Annotated in this window: 21 protein-coding genes; 20 read left to right on the top strand and 1 reads right to left on the bottom strand. The window is 29.6% G+C overall.

What is annotated here, in order from left to right; all coding sequences use genetic code 11:
- The first annotated feature begins 75 nt into the window (after positions 1-75).
- The 13 genes from HMPREF2578_RS05330 to holA all read left to right on the top strand — a co-directional run bounded on the left by HMPREF2578_RS05330 (position 76) and on the right by holA (position 10,243).
- Positions 76-762, top strand: coding sequence for a 5'-methylthioadenosine/adenosylhomocysteine nucleosidase (locus HMPREF2578_RS05330; protein WP_017176192.1), 687 nt, complete (start codon positions 76-78; stop codon positions 760-762).
- Between the two features lie 27 nt (positions 763-789).
- Positions 790-1,317: a YqeG family HAD IIIA-type phosphatase gene (locus HMPREF2578_RS05325; RefSeq protein WP_017176193.1), complete on the top strand. Its 528-nt coding sequence runs from the start codon at positions 790-792 to the stop codon at positions 1,315-1,317.
- Positions 1,318-2,418, top strand: coding sequence for a ribosome biogenesis GTPase YqeH (yqeH, locus tag HMPREF2578_RS05320; protein WP_037541052.1), 1,101 nt, complete (start codon positions 1,318-1,320; stop codon positions 2,416-2,418).
- 12 nt (positions 2,419-2,430) lie between these two features.
- Positions 2,431-3,237: a shikimate dehydrogenase gene (gene aroE, locus HMPREF2578_RS05315; protein ID WP_019834855.1), complete on the top strand. Its 807-nt coding sequence runs from the start codon at positions 2,431-2,433 to the stop codon at positions 3,235-3,237.
- Between the two features lie 6 nt (positions 3,238-3,243).
- Entirely contained in the window at positions 3,244-3,534 is a 291-nt protein-coding gene (yhbY, locus tag HMPREF2578_RS05310; RefSeq protein ID WP_017176196.1) for a ribosome assembly RNA-binding protein YhbY, read from the top strand.
- A 4-nt stretch (positions 3,535-3,538) separates the two neighbouring features.
- Complete coding sequence (locus HMPREF2578_RS05305; protein ID WP_002449696.1) at positions 3,539-4,108, top strand: nicotinate-nucleotide adenylyltransferase; 570 nt, start codon at positions 3,539-3,541, stop codon at positions 4,106-4,108.
- Positions 4,098-4,682: a bis(5'-nucleosyl)-tetraphosphatase (symmetrical) YqeK gene (yqeK, locus tag HMPREF2578_RS05300; protein ID WP_048761576.1), complete on the top strand. Its 585-nt coding sequence runs from the start codon at positions 4,098-4,100 to the stop codon at positions 4,680-4,682. The genes HMPREF2578_RS05305 and yqeK overlap by 11 nt, the downstream gene beginning before the upstream one ends.
- Entirely contained in the window at positions 4,683-5,036 is a 354-nt protein-coding gene (gene rsfS, locus HMPREF2578_RS05295) for a ribosome silencing factor (RefSeq protein WP_002449779.1), read from the top strand.
- A 1-nt stretch (position 5,037) separates the two neighbouring features.
- Complete coding sequence (locus HMPREF2578_RS05290; RefSeq protein WP_017176198.1) at positions 5,038-5,769, top strand: class I SAM-dependent DNA methyltransferase; 732 nt, start codon at positions 5,038-5,040, stop codon at positions 5,767-5,769.
- A gap of 52 nt (positions 5,770-5,821) precedes the next feature.
- The gene (locus tag HMPREF2578_RS05285; protein WP_017176199.1) at positions 5,822-6,484 is read left to right on the top strand and encodes a helix-hairpin-helix domain-containing protein; all 663 of its coding nucleotides are present in this window, start codon (positions 5,822-5,824) and stop codon (positions 6,482-6,484) included.
- A 66-nt stretch (positions 6,485-6,550) separates the two neighbouring features.
- Positions 6,551-7,015, top strand: coding sequence for a ComE operon protein 2 (locus HMPREF2578_RS05280; RefSeq protein WP_017176200.1), 465 nt, complete (start codon positions 6,551-6,553; stop codon positions 7,013-7,015).
- A 176-nt stretch (positions 7,016-7,191) separates the two neighbouring features.
- Positions 7,192-9,198: a DNA internalization-related competence protein ComEC/Rec2 gene (locus tag HMPREF2578_RS05275; RefSeq protein ID WP_231103772.1), complete on the top strand. Its 2,007-nt coding sequence runs from the start codon at positions 7,192-7,194 to the stop codon at positions 9,196-9,198.
- Between the two features lie 70 nt (positions 9,199-9,268).
- A complete protein-coding gene (holA, locus tag HMPREF2578_RS05270; RefSeq protein WP_049414939.1) occupies positions 9,269-10,243 on the top strand; it encodes a DNA polymerase III subunit delta in 975 nt (324 codons plus the stop codon).
- A gap of 41 nt (positions 10,244-10,284) precedes the next feature.
- Here the strand turns inward: holA and rpsT are convergent, their stop codons facing one another.
- Complete coding sequence (rpsT, locus tag HMPREF2578_RS05265; protein WP_017176203.1) at positions 10,285-10,536, bottom strand: 30S ribosomal protein S20; 252 nt, start codon at positions 10,534-10,536, stop codon at positions 10,285-10,287.
- A gap of 330 nt (positions 10,537-10,866) precedes the next feature.
- On the opposite strand from rpsT, the gene lepA reads away from it, so the two are divergent.
- From lepA to prmA, 7 genes are all read left to right on the top strand, one after another.
- Complete coding sequence (lepA, locus tag HMPREF2578_RS05260; RefSeq protein WP_017176204.1) at positions 10,867-12,690, top strand: translation elongation factor 4; 1,824 nt, start codon at positions 10,867-10,869, stop codon at positions 12,688-12,690.
- An 82-nt stretch (positions 12,691-12,772) separates the two neighbouring features.
- Complete coding sequence (gene hemW, locus HMPREF2578_RS05255; protein WP_017176205.1) at positions 12,773-13,894, top strand: radical SAM family heme chaperone HemW; 1,122 nt, start codon at positions 12,773-12,775, stop codon at positions 13,892-13,894.
- A gap of 103 nt (positions 13,895-13,997) precedes the next feature.
- Entirely contained in the window at positions 13,998-14,975 is a 978-nt protein-coding gene (hrcA, locus tag HMPREF2578_RS05250) for a heat-inducible transcriptional repressor HrcA (protein ID WP_017176206.1), read from the top strand.
- A 31-nt stretch (positions 14,976-15,006) separates the two neighbouring features.
- A complete protein-coding gene (grpE, locus tag HMPREF2578_RS05245) occupies positions 15,007-15,630 on the top strand; it encodes a nucleotide exchange factor GrpE (RefSeq protein ID WP_017176207.1) in 624 nt (207 codons plus the stop codon).
- 42 nt (positions 15,631-15,672) lie between these two features.
- Complete coding sequence (gene dnaK / locus HMPREF2578_RS05240) at positions 15,673-17,505, top strand: molecular chaperone DnaK (protein WP_017176208.1); 1,833 nt, start codon at positions 15,673-15,675, stop codon at positions 17,503-17,505.
- Positions 17,506-17,657: 152 nt separating this feature from the next.
- Entirely contained in the window at positions 17,658-18,788 is a 1,131-nt protein-coding gene (gene dnaJ / locus HMPREF2578_RS05235) for a molecular chaperone DnaJ (RefSeq protein ID WP_017176209.1), read from the top strand.
- 2 nt (positions 18,789-18,790) lie between these two features.
- The gene (gene prmA / locus HMPREF2578_RS05230) at positions 18,791-19,729 is read left to right on the top strand and encodes a 50S ribosomal protein L11 methyltransferase (RefSeq protein ID WP_017176210.1); all 939 of its coding nucleotides are present in this window, start codon (positions 18,791-18,793) and stop codon (positions 19,727-19,729) included.

Below are 19,729 nucleotides of genomic sequence, written 5' to 3'. Positions count from 1 at the left end.
TGAAAAAAGTTAGTCGTGATGAACTAGAAATTATGTTAGAATAACATGTGCTAAGATTAAAGTTGAGGTGTAAATATGATTGGAATTATTGGAGCTATGGAAGAAGAAGTAGCGATTTTAAAACATAAATTAGTGAATTTAAATGAGATTGAAGTAGCACATGTAAAATTTTATCGTGGGCAACTAAATAATAAAGATGTTGTCTTAACACAAAGTGGAATTGGAAAAGTAAATGCTGCAATTTCGACAACACTATTAATTGAAAAATTTAAACCTACATTGATTATAAATACAGGTTCTGCTGGTGCTTTAGATGATAGTTTATCAGTTGGAGATATTTTAATTAGTAATAATGTGATGTACCATGATGCAGATGCAACTGCCTTTGGATACGACATCGGTCAAATACCTCAAATGCCAGCTCAATTTGAAGCTAACCAACAATTACTCCAATTAACTGAAAAAGTTGTAAAACAACAAAATTTAACCGCTAAAATTGGTCAAATTGTAAGTGGCGATAGTTTTATTGGCAGTAGTGAACAGCGATTAAAAATTAAACGTCAGTTTTCAAAAGCTATGGCAGTTGAAATGGAAGCAACGGCTATTGCTCAAACTTGTTATCAATTTAATTTACCTTTTATCGTTACTCGTGCTGTTTCTGATTTAGCAAATGGGGAAGCAGAGATGTCGTTTGAAGAGTTTCTTGGTAAAGCAGCTCAATCATCAAGTAAAATTGTTGAACAGTTGGTTAATGAAATATAAAAAATAAATAACTTAAAGGTGAAATGAATGGGATTAATTAAAACATATTTTATGCCTAATGATTATGTACAATCTGTATTTCAAATTGATATTGAAAAATTAGCAAATTCTGGTTTTAAAGGTATTATTACAGATTTAGATAATACATTAGTAGGTTGGGACGTTAAAACACCAACGAAAGAAATACAAGAATGGTTTAAAAAGGCAAATGATTTAGGTTTAACGATTACAATAGTATCAAATAATAATGAAAAACGTGTTTCCGGTTTTTCGAAAGACTTAGACGTTGATTTTATCTTTAAAGCTAGAAAACCTATGGGAAGAGCTTTTAAAAAAGCGATACAACACATGAATATTAAACCAGAAGAAACAATCGTTATAGGTGACCAAATGCTTACAGACGTACTTGGTGGCAATAATAACGGTCTATATACTATCATGGTAGTTCCTGTCAAAAAGACAGATGGATTTTTAACTAGACTAAATAGAATAATCGAACGTCGATTATTAAACTATTTTAAAAGAAAAGGTTATATTACATGGGAGGAAAATTGATTGGATGAAACTTTAAAATGTATCGGTTGTGGCGCTCCTTTACAATCTGAAGATAAAAACGCACCTGGGTATGTGCCAGAACATAATTTATTTAGAGATGATGTTATATGCCAACGTTGTTTTAGATTAAAAAATTATAATGAAATACAAGATGTAGGAATGGATAGTGAAGATTTTTTAAATTTATTAAATGGATTATCCGATAGACAAGGGATTATCGTTAACGTAGTTGATGTTTTTGACTTTGAAGGATCGTTTATTAATGCTTTAAAACGAATTGTAGGAAATAAGAAAATCATTTTGGCAGCGAATAAATTAGATCTTTTACCAAGACAAATTAACCAACGTCGTGTAAAAGAATGGTTAAAAAGAACAGCTAGAAAGTATGGATTAGAAGCTGAAGAGGTGGTATTAATATCAGCTCATAAAGGATGGGGTATTGATGCACTTTTAGAATCAATCAACCGTTTTAGAAATCATCAAGATGTTTATATCGTTGGTACTACAAATGTTGGTAAATCAACTTTAATCAATAAATTAATTGAGCAAAGTGTAGGTGAAAAAGATGTCGTTACAACATCAAGATTTCCAGGTACAACATTAGATATGATAGATATTCCTTTAGATGAGAAAACTTTTATGTATGACACACCTGGCATTATACAAGCGCATCAAATGACCCATTATGTTACTGAAAAAGAATTAAAAGTGATTATTCCTAAGAATGAAATTAAACAACGTGTATTTCAATTAAATGAGGGACAAACTTTATTCTTCGGTGGATTAGCTAGGATAGATTATGTTTCTGGTGGGAAACGACCACTTGTATGTTATTTTTCTAATGATTTAAATATTCATAGAACTAAAACTGAAAAGGCAAATGATTTATGGCGAAAGCAAATAGGACATTTATTAAGTCCACCTAGTAATCCAGAAAAATTTAATATAAGTGATATGAAAGCTGTACGTCTAGAAACAGGGAAAGAAAAACGTGACATTATGATTTCTGGATTGGGCTTTATTACAATCGAAGCAGGTGCAAAAGTGATTGTCCGAGTTCCTAAAAGTGTTGATGTTGTTTTAAGACAATCTATTATGTAGGGAGGATTCATAATGAAATTTGCAGTGATAGGAGATCCGATTTCACATTCATTATCACCAGTGATGCATAATACTAATTTTAAAGTTTTAGGTTTAAATGATACTTATGAAGCATTGCATATACCGGTTCAAGATTTCGATAATATTAAAGAAATAATAACTGAAAAAAATTTAAGTGGATTTAATGTTACTATTCCTCATAAAGAACGCATCATTCCATTCTTAGATGATATTGATGAACAAGCTAAAGCTGTAGGTGCAGTGAATACTGTGAAAATAGAGGGGAATAAATGGATTGGTTATAATACTGATGGTCTTGGATACGTAAAAGGATTAAAACAAGTATATCCTGACTTATCTAATGCATATATTTTAATTCTTGGAGCTGGGGGCGCAAGCAAAGGTATTGCAACTGCACTTTCACAATGTGTACAGCCTAAATTAACTATAGCGAATAGAACAATGAGTCGCTTTGATAATTGGAAATTAGATATTAATGCGATTACCCTACAACAAGCTGAACAATATCTTGATGAGTTTGATATTATTATTAATACAACATCAGCAGGATTAGATAATAATAAAGAGAGTGTAATTCGTCTCAATCAATTATCACCGAATACATTGGTAAGTGATATCATTTATATTCCCTATAAAACATCATTTTTACAACAAGCTGAAGAGAAGGGTAACCCTATTTATAATGGTCTAGATATGTTTGTATATCAAGGTGCTGAGAGCTTTAAAATATGGACTGGCAAAGATGCTGAAATTAAAGAAATGAAATTAGCAGTTTTAAATCAATTAAAAGGAGAATAATATGCTATGCTAACAGGTAAACAAAAAAGATATTTAAGAAGTTTGGCGCATAACATTGATCCAATTTTTCAAATAGGTAAAGCTGGAATTAATGATAATATGATTAGTCAAATAGATGAAACACTAGAAAATAGAGAATTAATTAAAATTCATATACTTCAAAATAATTTTGATGATAAAAACGATTTAGCCCAAACGCTAAGTCAAGCTACTAATAGTGAAGTGGTCCAAGTCATTGGATCAATGATAATCATTTATAGAGAATCTCAAGAAAATAAGGAAATTTCATTACCATAATTCTATGAAAAAAATTGTTTTATACGGCGGACAATTCAATCCTATTCATACTGCACATATGTTAGTAGCTAATGAAGTATTTCATAAAATTAAACCGGATGTTTTCTATTTTTTACCAAGTTATATGGCTCCACTTAAAGAACATAACGATTACTTAGATGCTCATTATCGCATCAAAATGATTAATATGGTAATCGAGCAGTTAGGTTTCGGAAATATTTGTTATGCAGAATTAGAAAGAAAAGGTCAAAGTTATACGTATGATACATTAAAAGCTTTAATTGACCAAAATCCTTACGATAAGTTTTATTTTGTAATAGGATCAGACCAATATGATCAACTTGATAAATGGTATAAAATAGATGAATTAAAGCAAATGATTATCTTTATAGTAGTAAATAGAGAAAAAAATATTCAAAAGGTTGATGAAAATATGATTTCCATATCTATTCCAAGAATGGATATTAGTTCATCAATGATTAGACAACGTGTAAAAGATAAAAAAACAATTGATATTTTAGTCCCTCGAAATGTTAGTAAATATATTAGAGAGGAAGGATTCTATGAACACTAAAGAAGCAAAAGAACTTATCGAAAATAAATTGCCCGAAAAGCGTTTTAAACATTCTCTTAGAGTAGCTGACACAGCAGTTAAGCTTGCTGAAATCTATGATGGAGATAAAAGTAAAGCAGAGTTAGCAGGCATTTTACATGATTATTGTAAATATGATGATTTAGGAAAAATGTATCAAGTCGTTCGCCAACATGATTTAGATAGCAATTTGTTAAGTTATGGAAGTGAAATTCTTCATGGACCTGTATGTGCAGCATTAATGAAGGCTGATTATGGCATCGAAGATGAAGAAACATTATTAGCCATTAAATATCACACTACTGGTCGTAAAGAAATGACAAAAACTGAAAAATTGGTATTTATTGCTGACTATATAGAACCTGGTAGAAAAACTCCAGGAGTTGAAGAAATTAGAGATATGGCATACAATCAAGGTAGCTTAGATAAAACAATTTATGAAATATCAAAGCGAACAGTGTTATTTTTAATTAGTAAAGATATTACTGTTTATGGTTCTACAATTGAATGTTTAAATTATTATAATTATAGTGATCAAAAGATAAAGGATGATTAAATGAATTCAGAAGAATTATTAAATATTGCTGTCACAGCGACAGAAGATAAAAAAGCAGAAGATATTGTTTCTCTTAATATGCAAGGTATTAGTGATATGACTGATTATTTTGTAGTGTGTCACGGTAACAATGAACGTCAAGTTCAATCAATTGCTAGAGCAGTAAAAGAAAAAGTGCATGAAAATAATATTGAAGTAAAGCGTATGGAAGGTTATCAAAGTGCAAGATGGGTCTTAATTGATTTAGCAGACGTAGTAGTTCATATTTTCCATAAAGATGAACGCAATTACTATAATATAGAGAAACTTTATCAAGATGCTCCAATAGAATCATATAATCAGGTAGCATATTAAAATGATGCAATACACCGAAATGAGTAAAGTTTATGATCAGCTTACTCAAGATCAACCTTATGAAGAATGGTTTAATATTGTAAAATATTATACAAGAACAATGTCTTCTAATGATTCAATAAATATTCTTGATATTGGTTGTGGCACTGGAAGTTTAACGCAATTACTTCCTTCTATTGGCACGGTTACGGGCATGGATTTAAGTACAGACATGTTATCTATTGCTGCAAATAAATCTAATCAAGTTACTTGGTTAGAAGGTGACATGACCGATTTTTCATTAAATACAACATATGATGTTGTAACAATATTTTGTGATTCCCTGAATTATTTACCTGATATTGATGATATCGTAAATACGTTTAATTGTGTATTTAATCATTTATCTGATTTAGGAATGTTTATATTCGATATTCATACGATATATAAAATGAACACAGCATTTAATAATCAATGTTATATTGATGATAATGATGACATATTTTTAGCGTGGGAAGCTATAAAAGGTGAAGAACCTTATAGTGTTTATCATGATATGAGCTTCTTTTTAAAACAGCATAATGGTAATTATCACCGTTTTAATGAATCACACTATCAAAGAACATTTGAAAAGGATTTCTATATTCGATTGTTAAAACAAACTGGATTTAATCGTATTGAAACTTTTGTAGACTTTGACATCAATAATCATAATGAAAAAGGTGACAGATTGTTTTTTGTTGCTTATAAATAAAATAAAGTAAACTCATCTTCTTATACGTTTATACATATAAGGAGATGAGTTTTTGTTTAAGTATAGAAATGAAATAATTCAATTATTAACTAAGTGGAAGACTCATATCATCATTTTAATTGCAGTAGTGTTACTTTTTATAGTGATTCTCATGCTTATGAAAAATAATGAGCCTTCAGAATATATGACAACATCTAATGCTAACAATAGCCAATTTAATAATAATGAAAAATATAATAAAAATAAAAATGATAATAATTTATCCACTTCTTCTAAAGAAAATTCAACTATTTATGTAGATGTCAAAGGAGCGGTTAAATTACCAGATGTTTATGAAATGAAAAAGAACGATAGAGTTAAAGATGTACTAAAAAAAGCTAAAGTTTCTGAAAATGCTGATATTACAAAAATCAATTTATCTGAAAAACTTACTGATCAAAAAATGATTTATATACCTAATAAAAATGAAACGAAAATAAATGCTACACCCACTAATCAAAGTGATTTAAATACTTCTGAAAGTATTAAAGTCAATCTTAACACAGCAAATGAAAGAGAATTGCTTAATGTTCCAGGTATAGGTCCAACTAAAGTGAAAGAGATTATTAAATACAGAGAGGAAAAGGGACAATTTAATAAGGTTGAAGACTTAAAACAAGTAAGAGGAATTGGAGGGAAAACTTTCGAGAAACTTAAAGATTACTTTACTACATAAATTAAATTGGAAGAATTTTTAATATAAATTATAATAGATATATATTTTTTTAAGGAGTTGAACTTTATGGATAGAATAAAATGGGACGAATATTTTATGGCACAAAGCCATTTGCTTGCATTACGTTCTACATGTCAACGACTATCAGTAGGCGCAACAATTGTAAAGGACAATAGAATAATTGCAGGAGGTTATAATGGCTCAGTAGCAGGAGAAGTTCACTGTATTGATGTAGGATGTTTAATAGAAGATGGTCATTGTATTAGAACCATTCACGCAGAAATGAATGCATTATTACAATGCGCAAAACAAGGTGTATCATCAGATAATGCAACGATATATGTCACACATTTTCCTTGTTTAAACTGTACTAAGTCTATTATTCAAGCAGGTATTAAGAAAATATACTATGCAAAAGATTATCATAATCATAAATATGCTATTAAATTATTAAATCAAGCAGGTATTGAGTATGAAAAAATACCATTTTCTGCTAATAAAATAGCTGAATTTTTAACTAAAGAATGTTAGTTGTTTTATATGCACTTTCTTTTTTAAGTGGTATATTATGGGTTCATCTTAAATTATTTTCAATTTTAATATTTGCTATTATATTAATTATTGTGTATCGAAAGAGTATTCCTTTATACCACTATTTATTAATTTTATCCTTTTTCTTTCTAGCTTTATTTCAAGTACACCATACTTTGAAAACAAATCATTTTATACTCCAAAATTTAAAAGTCCACAGTAATATAAATTCAAAAGTAACGTTTCAAAATGATATAAAACAATTCAATCAAATTATTAAAGGACAATTTCAATATAAACATAATAATTATCACTTTACTTTTAAAAGTCCACAATTGAAAGCTAAAGATTTAAAAAATCGAGAATGTAAAATTAATGGAAATATCACAAATAGTATTCATAATGAAGTCTATGTTTATATCGATCAAATAGATAATAAACATTGTACTAAAGTTAATCATATAAGTTTTATAGATAAACACCTAAATTATATTCAAAACAAGTTATACCATTCTTCGTTAAAATATCCAGAGAGAGTCTTAGCTTTAATTACTGGAGATACTAGTGCAATTGATACAGATTACTTAGATAAAGTTAAAGCGATAGGTATTTATCATTTACTTGCTGTCAGTGGATCACACGTTGCTACCATTATTTTTATCATTCAATATAGTTTGGTCAGGTTTAATATTCCAAAATTATTTATACGAGTTTTTATTATTATGATACTAATACTATTTATTTTTTATACAAATTTTGCACCGAGTGCTTTAAGAGCAGTTTTAACCGCTATTACTTTTTTTATTATCCCTAAGACTTTTAAAATTTCGTCTATAAGTGTATTATCGTTAGTCTTTTTATTTATGACAATTTGGAATATGAATTTTGCTTATGACATTGGATTTCAATTTTCTTTCATCATTACTTTTTTTATACTATTTTCTAAGCCATTATTTAATAATCAATCAATTTTAAAGAATTATATTTATATAACAATTATCGCTCAATTTTCATCCATGATTATTAGTATTTACCATTTTAATCAGTTTCAATGGATTGGTTTTATTTCTAATGTAATATTTGTCCCATTATATTCTTTCATTATTTTTCCACTTTCTATTGTTCTATTTACTTTCTATCATTTCTTTAGTGACTTGCGATGTATAAATATGGTTGCAAATCAATTATTTGAACTGCACGATAGAATAATGCAACCGTTCATTTTATTTAGAAATTACCAAATAAATATCGCTGATCAATCAAATTTAAGTCTACTCTACTGTTTCATTTTATTAACTCTACTAACTATATTTATATGTTATAAAAATTATAGAGCATTCTTAATTATAATTATCTTATTTATAATATTTATAAAATTAACTAATCAACCATTAGCGACGACGTTTACTGCTTTAAATGTTGGTCAAGGTGATAGTTTTCTTTTTCAAACAAAAAATAATGAAACTGTGATGGTAGATACTGGTGGTAAAGTAGTTCAAACGAAGATTAAAGATAATCATAATATTGCGAAATATCATATTATTCCTACTTTAAAATCTAGAGGAATATCAAAAATTGATCACTTAATTCTTACTCATCCACATAATGATCATATAGGCGAATTTCCTTATTTAGCACAAAATATAAGAATTAAAAATTTATATTTATATATAAAAAGTTATTCAGTAGATCAAATTAAAACTATACATACATTTTGTAGTATATATCATATAAAAGTTATTGATGTTTTAGAGACTAATAATATTCAGTTGAAAGAAGCTAAAATATCATTTTTAAATGCTTTTATTGATTCCAATGAAGACAAAAATGCACAAAGTATAATTTCATTAATAGAGTACAAAAATTACAAATTATTATTGATGGGCGACGCAATTGAAGAAAATGAAAATTTATTATTAAAGAAATATCATTTACCGTTAATTGATGTTCTAAAAGTTGGACACCATGGCAGTAAAACAAGTAGTTCAAAACATTTTTTAGAAATCATACAACCTAAAATTAGTATGATTTCAAGTGGAAAAAATAATACTTTTCATTTGCCTAATAACGAAACGATAGATAAATTAGAGAAAATTAATTCTCATATCTACAATACTCAAACTGATGGAGAAATTACTTTAAATCTCGATAATCAACTTATATCATCCTTTAATAGAAGTTAATGATAGAGAATAATAATTACACAATGCTATAATAACTTAATGGTATAATTTTGAAAGGGTGCAAGTTTACATGGCTAATAATATAATGGCTATATACGGAGAAGTGCCAGAACTAGTGGAGAAAAAAAGTAATGAAATCGTAGAAAGTTACTTAAATGAAAAAAAAGACGATTTTAACTATGTTAAATATAATCTTTATGATACAAGTTTTAATCAGATTATAGAAGAAGCATTAACAATGCCTTTTATTTCAGAGAAAAAAGCTATTGTTGTTAAAAATGCTTTTATTTTTACAGGTGAGAAAGTTTCAAAAGATATCCAACCGAACAACGAACAAGTAAACGAATTTTTAGAAAAATATGATGGAGAAAACTTTATCATTTTTGAAGTGTATCAAAATAAATTAGATGAAAGAAAGAAAATTACTAAGACTTTAAAAAAGACAAGCAAGCTAGCTAAAGTTGAACAGATGTCTGAACAAGAGATTAAAAATTGGATAAAAAATAAACTTTATGAAAATTTTAAAGATATTAAACAGGATGCATTAGATTTATTTATAGAATTAACTGGTATTAACTTTAATATAGTTTCGCAAGAATTAGAAAAAATTATTTTATTCTTAGGAGAGCGAACAACTATAAATAAAAAAGATGTTGAAGAGATTATTAATAGAAGTTTAGAACAAAATGTTTTTCTTTTAACTGAATATATACAAAAAGGGGAAAAATATAAAGCCATTCAACTTATTAAAGATTTAATAGTAATGAAAGAAGAACCTATTAAACTATTGGCATTAATAACAAGTAATTATCGATTATATTATCAATGTAAAATTTTAAGTCGAAAAGGATATAGCGGACAACAAATTGCTAAAACAATTAATGTGCACCCATACCGAGTTAAATTGGCTTTAAATCAAGTAAAACATTATCAATTAACTCATTTGTTAAATATTATTGATCAATGTGCAGAAACTGATTATAAGTTAAAATCCTCATATATGGATAAACAACTGATTTTAGAATTATTTATTCTTTCTTTATAAATAAAAAAAGTTCAAGCTAATCGCTTGAACTTTTTAAATGATTATTTGCTTGAAGACATTAATTGAGATTTAATGCGGTCAGCTTTATTTGAATGAATTAAGTTACTGTGTGCAGCTTTATCAACTGATTTAATTGCGAAGTTAACTAATTCAGCTTTATTATCAGCATTATTTTCAATTGCTGATTTAGCATTTTTCACTGCAGTACGCATAGCGTTTTTTTGTGAAATATTACGTGCTTCAGCAGTTTCAGTTGTTCTTACACGTTTAATAGCAGATTTAATATTTGGCATTACTGTCACCTCCTAAAAGTGATCTAAGCATATCAAATTTTATTTTGATTACAACAAGAAATATTTTATCAAAACATGAATATTTGTGCAATCATTTATTAACATTAAACCTATTTATTTACAAAAAGAACGATATTAACTATTGGAAACCTTTATACAACACTTTATAATTGTTATGTAGTTTAAGAAAAACCTTAAAATTAAAAGTAAATAAAGAATCTTCACATGATGATTCTTTTCTCTTAAATTTGCAAATAATGATTAAAAACGATATTATGTCAAAGATGTATACATATACGGGTAAATTTACGAAAGCGAGAATGATAAGTTATGGATATGCAAGAACGCTATAACCGAAGAGATAATATAAGAAACTTTTCTATAATTGCTCATATTGATCATGGTAAATCAACGTTAGCAGATAGAATTTTAGAAAATACTAAATCTGTAGAAACTAGAGAAATGCAAAATCAATTGCTTGATTCAATGGATCTTGAAAGAGAGCGCGGTATTACAATTAAATTAAATGCTGTTAGATTAAAATATGAATCTAAAGATGGACAGACTTATACGTTTCATTTAATCGATACTCCAGGGCACGTCGATTTCTCATATGAAGTTTCTCGTTCATTAGCTGCATGTGAAGGCGCTATTTTAGTAGTTGACGCTGCACAAGGCATCGAGGCTCAAACTCTTGCTAATGTTTACTTAGCACTAGATAATGATTTAGAACTCTTACCGGTAGTAAATAAAATAGATCTACCCGCTGCTGAACCAGAAAGAGTAAAACAAGAATTAGAAGATGTTATTGGCTTAGATAAAGATGAAGTTGTGTTAGCAAGTGCCAAATCAAATATTGGTATCGATGAAATCTTAGAAAAAATTGTTGAAGTTGTTCCTCCACCAGAAGGAGATCCTAGTGCACCGCTTAAAGCTCTTATTTTTGATTCAGAGTACGATCCTTATCGAGGCGTTATTTCTTCTATTCGAGTAATGGAAGGTGTTGTAAAAGCTGGAGATCGTATCAAAATGATGGCAACAGGAAAAGAGTTTGAAGTTACTGAGGTTGGGATTAATACTCCTAAACAACTACCAATTGAAGAACTTACAGTAGGCGATGTTGGATATATTATTGCAAGTATTAAAAATGTCGACGATTCACGTGTTGGGGATACTATCACTCATGTAGATAGACCAGCAGATGCTCCGTTAAAAGGGTATAAAAAGATGAATCCAATGGTTTATTGTGGATTGTTCCCAATTGATAATAAAGATTATAACGATTTAAGAGAAGCTCTTGAAAAACTTCAATTAAATGATGCATCATTAGAATTTGAACCAGAATCATCACAAGCACTGGGATTTGGATTTAGAACAGGATTCTTAGGTATGCTACATATGGAAATTATTCAAGAGAGAATTGAACGAGAATTTGGAATAGAATTAATTGCGACTGCACCTTCAGTTATATATAAATGTGAAATGAATGATGGTTCAGAAGTTACAGTTGATAATCCATCTCAAATGCCTGAACGTGATAGAATTAAAGCGATTTATGAACCATATGTAAAAGCGACAATGATGGTGCCAAATGACTATGTTGGAGCAGTTATGGAACTGTGTCAACGTAAACGTGGCCAATTTATAAATATGGATTACTTAGATGATATCCGTGTGAATATCGTTTATGAAATTCCATTATCAGAAGTTGTATTTGATTTCTTTGACCAATTAAAATCTAATACGAAAGGCTATGCTTCATTTGATTATGAATTTATTGAAAATAAAGAAAGTAATTTAGTTAAAATGGATATTTTATTAAATGGTGACAAAGTAGATGCACTTAGTTTTATCGTTCACAGAGATTTTGCATATGAACGAGGTAAAGCTCTTGTTGAAAAATTAAAAACACTTATTCCTAGACAACAATTCGAAGTTCCAGTTCAAGCTGCAATAGGTCAAAAAATTGTGGCCCGAACTAATATTAAATCTATGGGTAAAAACGTGTTATCTAAGTGTTATGGTGGAGATATCAGCCGTAAACGTAAATTACTTGAAAAACAAAAAGCTGGTAAAGCAAAAATGAAAGCTGTTGGTAACGTAGACATACCACAAGATGCTTTCTTAGCTGTTCTTAAAATGGATGATGAATAGGTTATTAATGCGAGGCTGGAACCCAGAATCATGTGTTCCAACCTCGTTTGTGTTTTAAAAACTTAAAAATGAGGGTGTAACGATGTCAATAAAAAGTGCATATATTCATATACCTTTTTGCGTTAGGATTTGTACATATTGTGATTTTAATAAGTACTTTATTAACAAACAACCAGTAGATGAGTATATTTCTGCATTAATTAAAGAAATGAAAACAAGTGAAATTAGAAATCTTGAAACAATGTACGTTGGAGGAGGTACGCCTACAGCTTTAAATCTCAAGCAACTTGAAAGACTTTTAAAAGCAATACAGTCAACTTTTTCAATTAAAGGTGAATATACATTTGAAGCAAATCCCGATGAATTAACCTTAGATAAAGTGAAATTACTACACTCATATGGTGTAAATAGAATTTCTATGGGCGTACAAACATTTAAACCAGAATTACTAAAAATTCTAGGTAGAACACATAAAACTCAAGATATATATAATGCTGTAGAGTATGCTAAAAAAGCAAATATTGAATCGATTAGTTTAGACCTAATGTATCATTTACCAACTCAAACATTAGAAGATTTTTCAGATAGTCTTAATAGAGCAATACAAATGGATATAGATCATATTTCAAGTTATGGATTAATTTTAGAACCTAAAACTCAATTTTATAATATGTATCGAAAAGGCAAATTAAAATTGCCAAACGAAGATATAGGAGCTGAAATGTACCAATATTTAATGAATGTTTTAGGAGAAACCTCATTTAAACAATATGAAATCTCAAATTTCGCTAAGTCTCATCATGAATCAAGGCATAATAAGACTTACTGGCTAAATGAAGAATATTATGGTTTTGGAGCAGGCGCAAGTGGATATGTAAATGGGGAACGCTATTCGAATCTCAATCCTGTTAATCATTACATCAATGCTATTAATAATCATCAACGTCCTATTTTAACTTCCAATTTTCCTACTCATTCAGAAAGAATGGAAGAAGAAATGTTTTTAGGATTAAGAATGAATAAAGGTGTCGATAAAGTTAAATTTCTTTCAAAATTTGGTACCTCAATGGATAAAGTATTTGGTGAGACAATAAATAATCTGAAAAAGAAAAATTTACTTTATGAAAGAGATAACCATATTTCATTGACCAATAAGGGAAAAATCATTGGAAATGAAGTTTTTGAAGCATTTCTATTAAATTAATAAATTTTTTTGAAAAATAAGAGCTTTAACGTTGACTTACTTTGACCAATTTGTTAAATTATAATTAGCACTTGAGACAAAGGAGTGCTAATGAGGTGAAGACATGATTACAAATAGGCAATTAAGCATTTTAAATGCAATTGTTGAAGATTATGTTGATTTAGGACAACCGATAGGTTCTAAAACCTTAATTGATAGACATAACTTAAATGTAAGCCCAGCTACTATTAGAAATGAAATGAAGTATTTGGAAGAGTTGAATTTTTTAGAAAAAATACATTCATCTTCAGGGCGTGCACCTTCTGAACAAGGTTTTAGATTATACGTCAATCAATTGTTAAAACAAACATCTCATCAAAAACAAAATAAAGTTCAACGTTTAAATCAACTTTTGATTGAGAATCATTATGATATTTCTTCAGCCCTTAGTTATTTTGCTGATGAATTATCAATAAAATCTCAATATGCAACGTTGGTTGTTCGACCTAATCACAAAACAGATATTATAAATAATGTTCATTTGATTCGTGCAAATTCGTCTATAATTATAATGGTCATCATCTATAATTCTGGACATGTAGAACATTTACATTTAAGTGAATCAATGGAGTTTGGCGATGAAAGGTTAACAAGGATTTCAAATTTTCTGACTGATAATTATTATAAAAGTCAATTTGATTTTAATAAGAAATTAAAACAATTTACAAATTCTATGGCGGAACAATCCTTTATAAATGAATTAACTATCATGCTAACTTCTCATCTCCATAAACAAAGTAATAGCATTTTTATGGGTGGAAAGGTTAAACTTATTGATGCACTGAACGAAACCAATGTTTCTTCTATTCAGCCAATTTTACAATATCTAGAATCAGAAAAAATTATCGAGTTACTAGAAGATATTTCCACTTCTGAAATTAATGTTAAAATTGGCCACGAAATAGATGAAGGGTTAAGTGATATTTCAATTATAACGAGCCAGTACCATTTTGATGATGCACTAAAAGGACAAATTGCGGTTATCGGACCAACTGCGATGCATTATCAAAATGTGATTCAATTACTTAATCAAATATGGTGAATCTAATTGTAATTATATTGGAGGGCATAAAATGACAGAAAAAGACGAATCAGTGAAAAATAACACTGAACATACTGAAGAAAATGAAAACGTTAAAAACGAAGCGTCGTCTTCAAATGATGTAGAAAATAATCCTTCTGAAGAAGAATTAAATAATGAATCTACATCTGAACATGATAATGATGATAAAAATGATCAATCTAAAGACGAAGAAATTCAACAATTACAATTAAAAGCAAATGAAAATGAAGAAAAATATTTAAGATTATATGCTGAATTCGAAAATTATAAGCGTCGAATTCGAAATGAAAATGAAACAAATAAAAAATATCAAGCTCAACCCGTGCTTACTGATATTTTACCTACTATCGATAACATTGAACGTGCACTTCAAATTGAGGGTAATGACGAATCATTTAAATCTCTCAAAAAAGGCGTTCAAATGATTCATGAAAGCTTATTAAGAGCATTAAAAGACAATGGCTTAGAAGAAATTGAGTCTGAAGGTCAAGAATTCGATCCAAACTTCCATCAAGCTGTTGTTCAAGATGACAATCCTGATTTCAATTCTGGTGAAATCACTCAAGAATTACAAAAAGGGTATAAATTAAAAGATAGAGTTTTAAGACCATCTATGGTCAAAGTTAATCAATAAGATTTAAATTTGAAAAATTTTTAAAATTGGAGGAATTTTATTATGAGTAAAGTAATAGGTATTGACTTAGGTACTACAAATTCTTGCGTATCTGTATTAGAAGGAGACGAACCTAAAGTAATTCAAAATCCTGAAGGTGCTAGAACAACTCCATCAGTTGTGGCATTTAAAAATGGAGAAACTCAAGTAGGTGAAGTTGCTAAACGTCAAGCAATTACAAACCCAAATACTGTACAATCAATTAAACGTCATATGGGTACAGATTATAAAGTAGATATTGACGGCAAATCATATACACCACAAGAACTTTCAGCAATGATTTTACAAAATTTAAAAAACACTGCTGAAAGTTATTTAGGAGATAAAGTGGATAAAGCAGTAATTACTGTGCCTGCTTATTTCAATGATGCTGAACGTCAAGCTACTAAAGATGCTGGTAAAATTGCTGGTTTAGAAGTAGAACGTATTATTAACGAACCAACAGCTGCAGCATTAGCTTATGGTTTAGATAAAACTGAACAAGATCAAAAAGTTTTAGTATTTGACTTAGGTGGCGGTACTTTCGACGTTTCTATTCTTGAATTAGGCGATGGCGTATTCGAAGTATTATCAACTGCAGGGGATAACAAACTTGGAGGGGACGACTTTGACCAAGTAATCATCGACTATTTAGTATCAGAATTCAAAAAAGAAAATGGTGTTGACTTATCACAAGATAAAATGGCGTTACAACGTCTTAAAGACGCTGCAGAAAAAGCTAAAAAAGATTTATCTGGTGTATCTCAAACACAAATCTCATTACCATTCATTTCAGCTGGAGAAAATGGTCCATTACACTTAGAAATCAACTTAACTCGTTCTAAATTTGAAGAATTAGCTGATTCATTAATCAGAAGAACAATGGAACCAACTCGTCAAGCACTTAAAGATGCTGGCTTATCTACTTCTGAAATTGATGAAGTTATCCTAGTTGGTGGTTCAACTCGTATTCCTGCAGTACAAGAAGCAGTTAAAAAAGAAATTGGTAAAGAACCTCATAAAGGTGTAAACCCAGATGAAGTTGTTGCAATGGGTGCTGCTATCCAAGGTGGCGTAATTACTGGTGATGTTAAAGACGTTGTATTATTAGACGTAACTCCATTATCATTAGGTATCGAAATTATGGGTGGTCGTATGAATACGTTAATTGAACGTAATACAACAATTCCAACATCAAAATCTCAAGTATATTCAACAGCAGCTGACAATCAACCAGCAGTAGACATTCACGTATTACAAGGTGAACGTCCAATGGCTTCAGATAATAAAACATTAGGTAGATTCCAATTAACTGATATTCCACCAGCTCCACGTGGTGTACCTCAAATTGAAGTAACATTTGATATTGATAAAAACGGTATCGTAAACGTTACTGCAAAAGACTTAGGTACAAATAAAGAACAAAATATCACTATTCAATCAAGTTCTGCATTATCTGATGAAGAAATTGATCGTATGGTTAAAGATGCTGAAGAAAATGCTGAAGCAGATAAACAACGTCGTGAAGAAGTAGACTTAAGAAACGAAGCAGACAGCTTAGTATTCCAAGTTGAAAAAACAATTAAAGACTTAGGTGAAAATATCAGTGAAGAAGACAAATCAAATGCTGAAAGCAAAAAAGATGCGCTTAAATCAGCATTAGAAGGTCAAGATTTAGATGATATTAAAGCTAAAAAAGAAGAATTAGAACAAGTAATTCAAGAATTATCTGCTAAAGTATATCAACAAGCTCAACAAGCTCAACAACAAGCACAAGGTAGTTCACAACAATCAAATGATAGCAATGTTGAAGACGCTGAGTTCAAAGAAGTTAAAGACGACGAAGATAAAAAATAAAGCTAATCGTTTATAACGTTTACTATGTAAACATTTATAAATGTAAGCCAAAAAGTCAAAGTCAATTGAACATTGGCTTTGACTTTTTCTTTTATAGTTAAGATACTTGAGTATGTGTTTAAATTATAAAATTTAGAAAGGGAGAGATACTTGTGGCTAAAAGAGATTATTATGAAGTTCTTGGCGTAAGTAAAGATGCTTCAAAAGATGAAATAAAAAAAGCATATCGTAAATTATCAAAAAAATATCATCCGGACATCAATAAAGAAGAAGGCGCCGATGAAAAGTTTAAAGAAATTTCTGAAGCATACGAAGTTCTAAGTGATGACAATAAACGTGCAAATTATGATCAATTTGGACATAGCGGTGCCCAAGGTGGATTTGGTAGTCAAGGATTTGGTGGACAAGACTTCAGTGGCTTCGGTGGAGGCTTTGAAGATATATTTAGCTCATTCTTTGGTGGTTCACGTCAAAGAGATCCAAATGCACCTAGAAAAGGTGACGACTTACAATACACTATGACTTTAGAATTCGATGAAGCTGTTTTTGGTACTAAAAAAGAAATTTCTATTCGAAAAGATGTTACCTGTCATACATGTCATGGTGATGGTGCTAAACCAGGCACAAGTAAAAAAACATGTAGCTATTGTCATGGTTCAGGACATGTATCTGTTGAACAAAATACAATTTTAGGACGCGTAAGAACTGAGCAAACTTGTCCTAAGTGTGAGGGTAGTGGTCAAGAATTTGAAGAACCATGTCCAACTTGTCATGGTAAAGGGACTGAAAATAAAACAGTAAAATTAGAAGTAACTGTACCTGAAGGTGTAGACAATGAACAACAAATCCGTCTTGCTGGTGAAGGTGCACCTGGTGAAAATGGCGGTCCTCATGGTGATCTTTATGTAGTATTCCGTGTTAAACCTTCTGATAAATTTAGAAGAGATGGCGATGATTTATTCTATGAACTTAACATTAGCTTCCCACAAGCATCACTTGGCGATGAAATCAAAGTACCAACTCTAAACAGTAATGTTATGCTTACAATTCCTGCTGGTACTCAAACTGGTAAACAATTCCGTCTTAAAGAGAAAGGCGTTAAAAATGTTCATGGATATGGACATGGTGATTTATTTGTTAATATAAAAGTTGTCACACCAAATAAACTAACTGATAGACAAAAAGAATTAATGAGAGAATTTGCGGAAATCAGTGGTGAAAATCCGGAAGAACAACCTTCTAATTTTAAAGACAAAGCTCGTAAATTCTTTAGAGGTGAATAATCATGAACTGGACAGAATTTGCAGTCACTGTAAATCATGAAGTTGAACCTTTAGTCACTAACATATTAGAAAACTATGGTTCAAATGGAGTAGTTATAGAAGATTCAAATGATTTAATTAATCAACCTACTGATAAATTTGGTGAAATCTACGAATTAAAAAAAGAAGATTATCCTGAACAAGGTGTGAGATTAAAAGCATACTTTAACGAATTGAAATATAACACTCAATTTAAAAATAAATTAAAAAATGAAATATTAAATTTGGACCTTATAGATGATTCAGTAGTTGAGTTTTCAGCAAAGACTATTGCTGAAGTAGATTGGGCTAATGAATGGAAAAACTATTTTCATCCTTTTAGAGCTTCTGAGAGATTTACGATTGTTCCAAGTTGGGAAGATTATTCAAAAGAATCAGAAGATGAATTGTGTATAGAATTAGATCCCGGAATGGCTTTTGGTACTGGAGATCATCCAACAACAAGTATGTGTCTAAAAGCGATTGAAACTTATGTAACACCAGATTCTTCAGTTATTGATGTAGGTACAGGTTCTGGTATATTAAGTATCGCTAGTCACTTATTAGGTGTTAAAAGAATTAAAGCCTTAGATATAGACGAAATGGCTGTTGGTGTGGCTAAGGAGAATTTTAGAAAAAATCATTGCGAAAATGCTATTGAAGCAATTCCCGGTAATTTATTAAAAGAAGAAAATGAAAAATTTGATGTAGTTATCGCAAATATTTTAGCTCATATTATTGATGAAATGATTGAAGATGCTTATAATACACTAAATGAAGATGGTTATTTTATAACTTCAGGTATTATAGAAGAAAAACATGAAGATATACTGTCACATATGAAGCGTGTTGGATTTAATATTGTATCAATCAATCATGACAATGGATGGGTTTGCATTGTTGGTCAGAAAGTGAGTGAATAA

Origin of the sequence: Staphylococcus sp. HMSC072H03 (genome assembly GCF_001809305.1) — a bacterium.
GTDB lineage: Bacteria > Bacillota > Bacilli > Staphylococcales > Staphylococcaceae > Staphylococcus > Staphylococcus hominis.
This window is presented reverse-complemented; position numbering and strand designations above follow the sequence as displayed.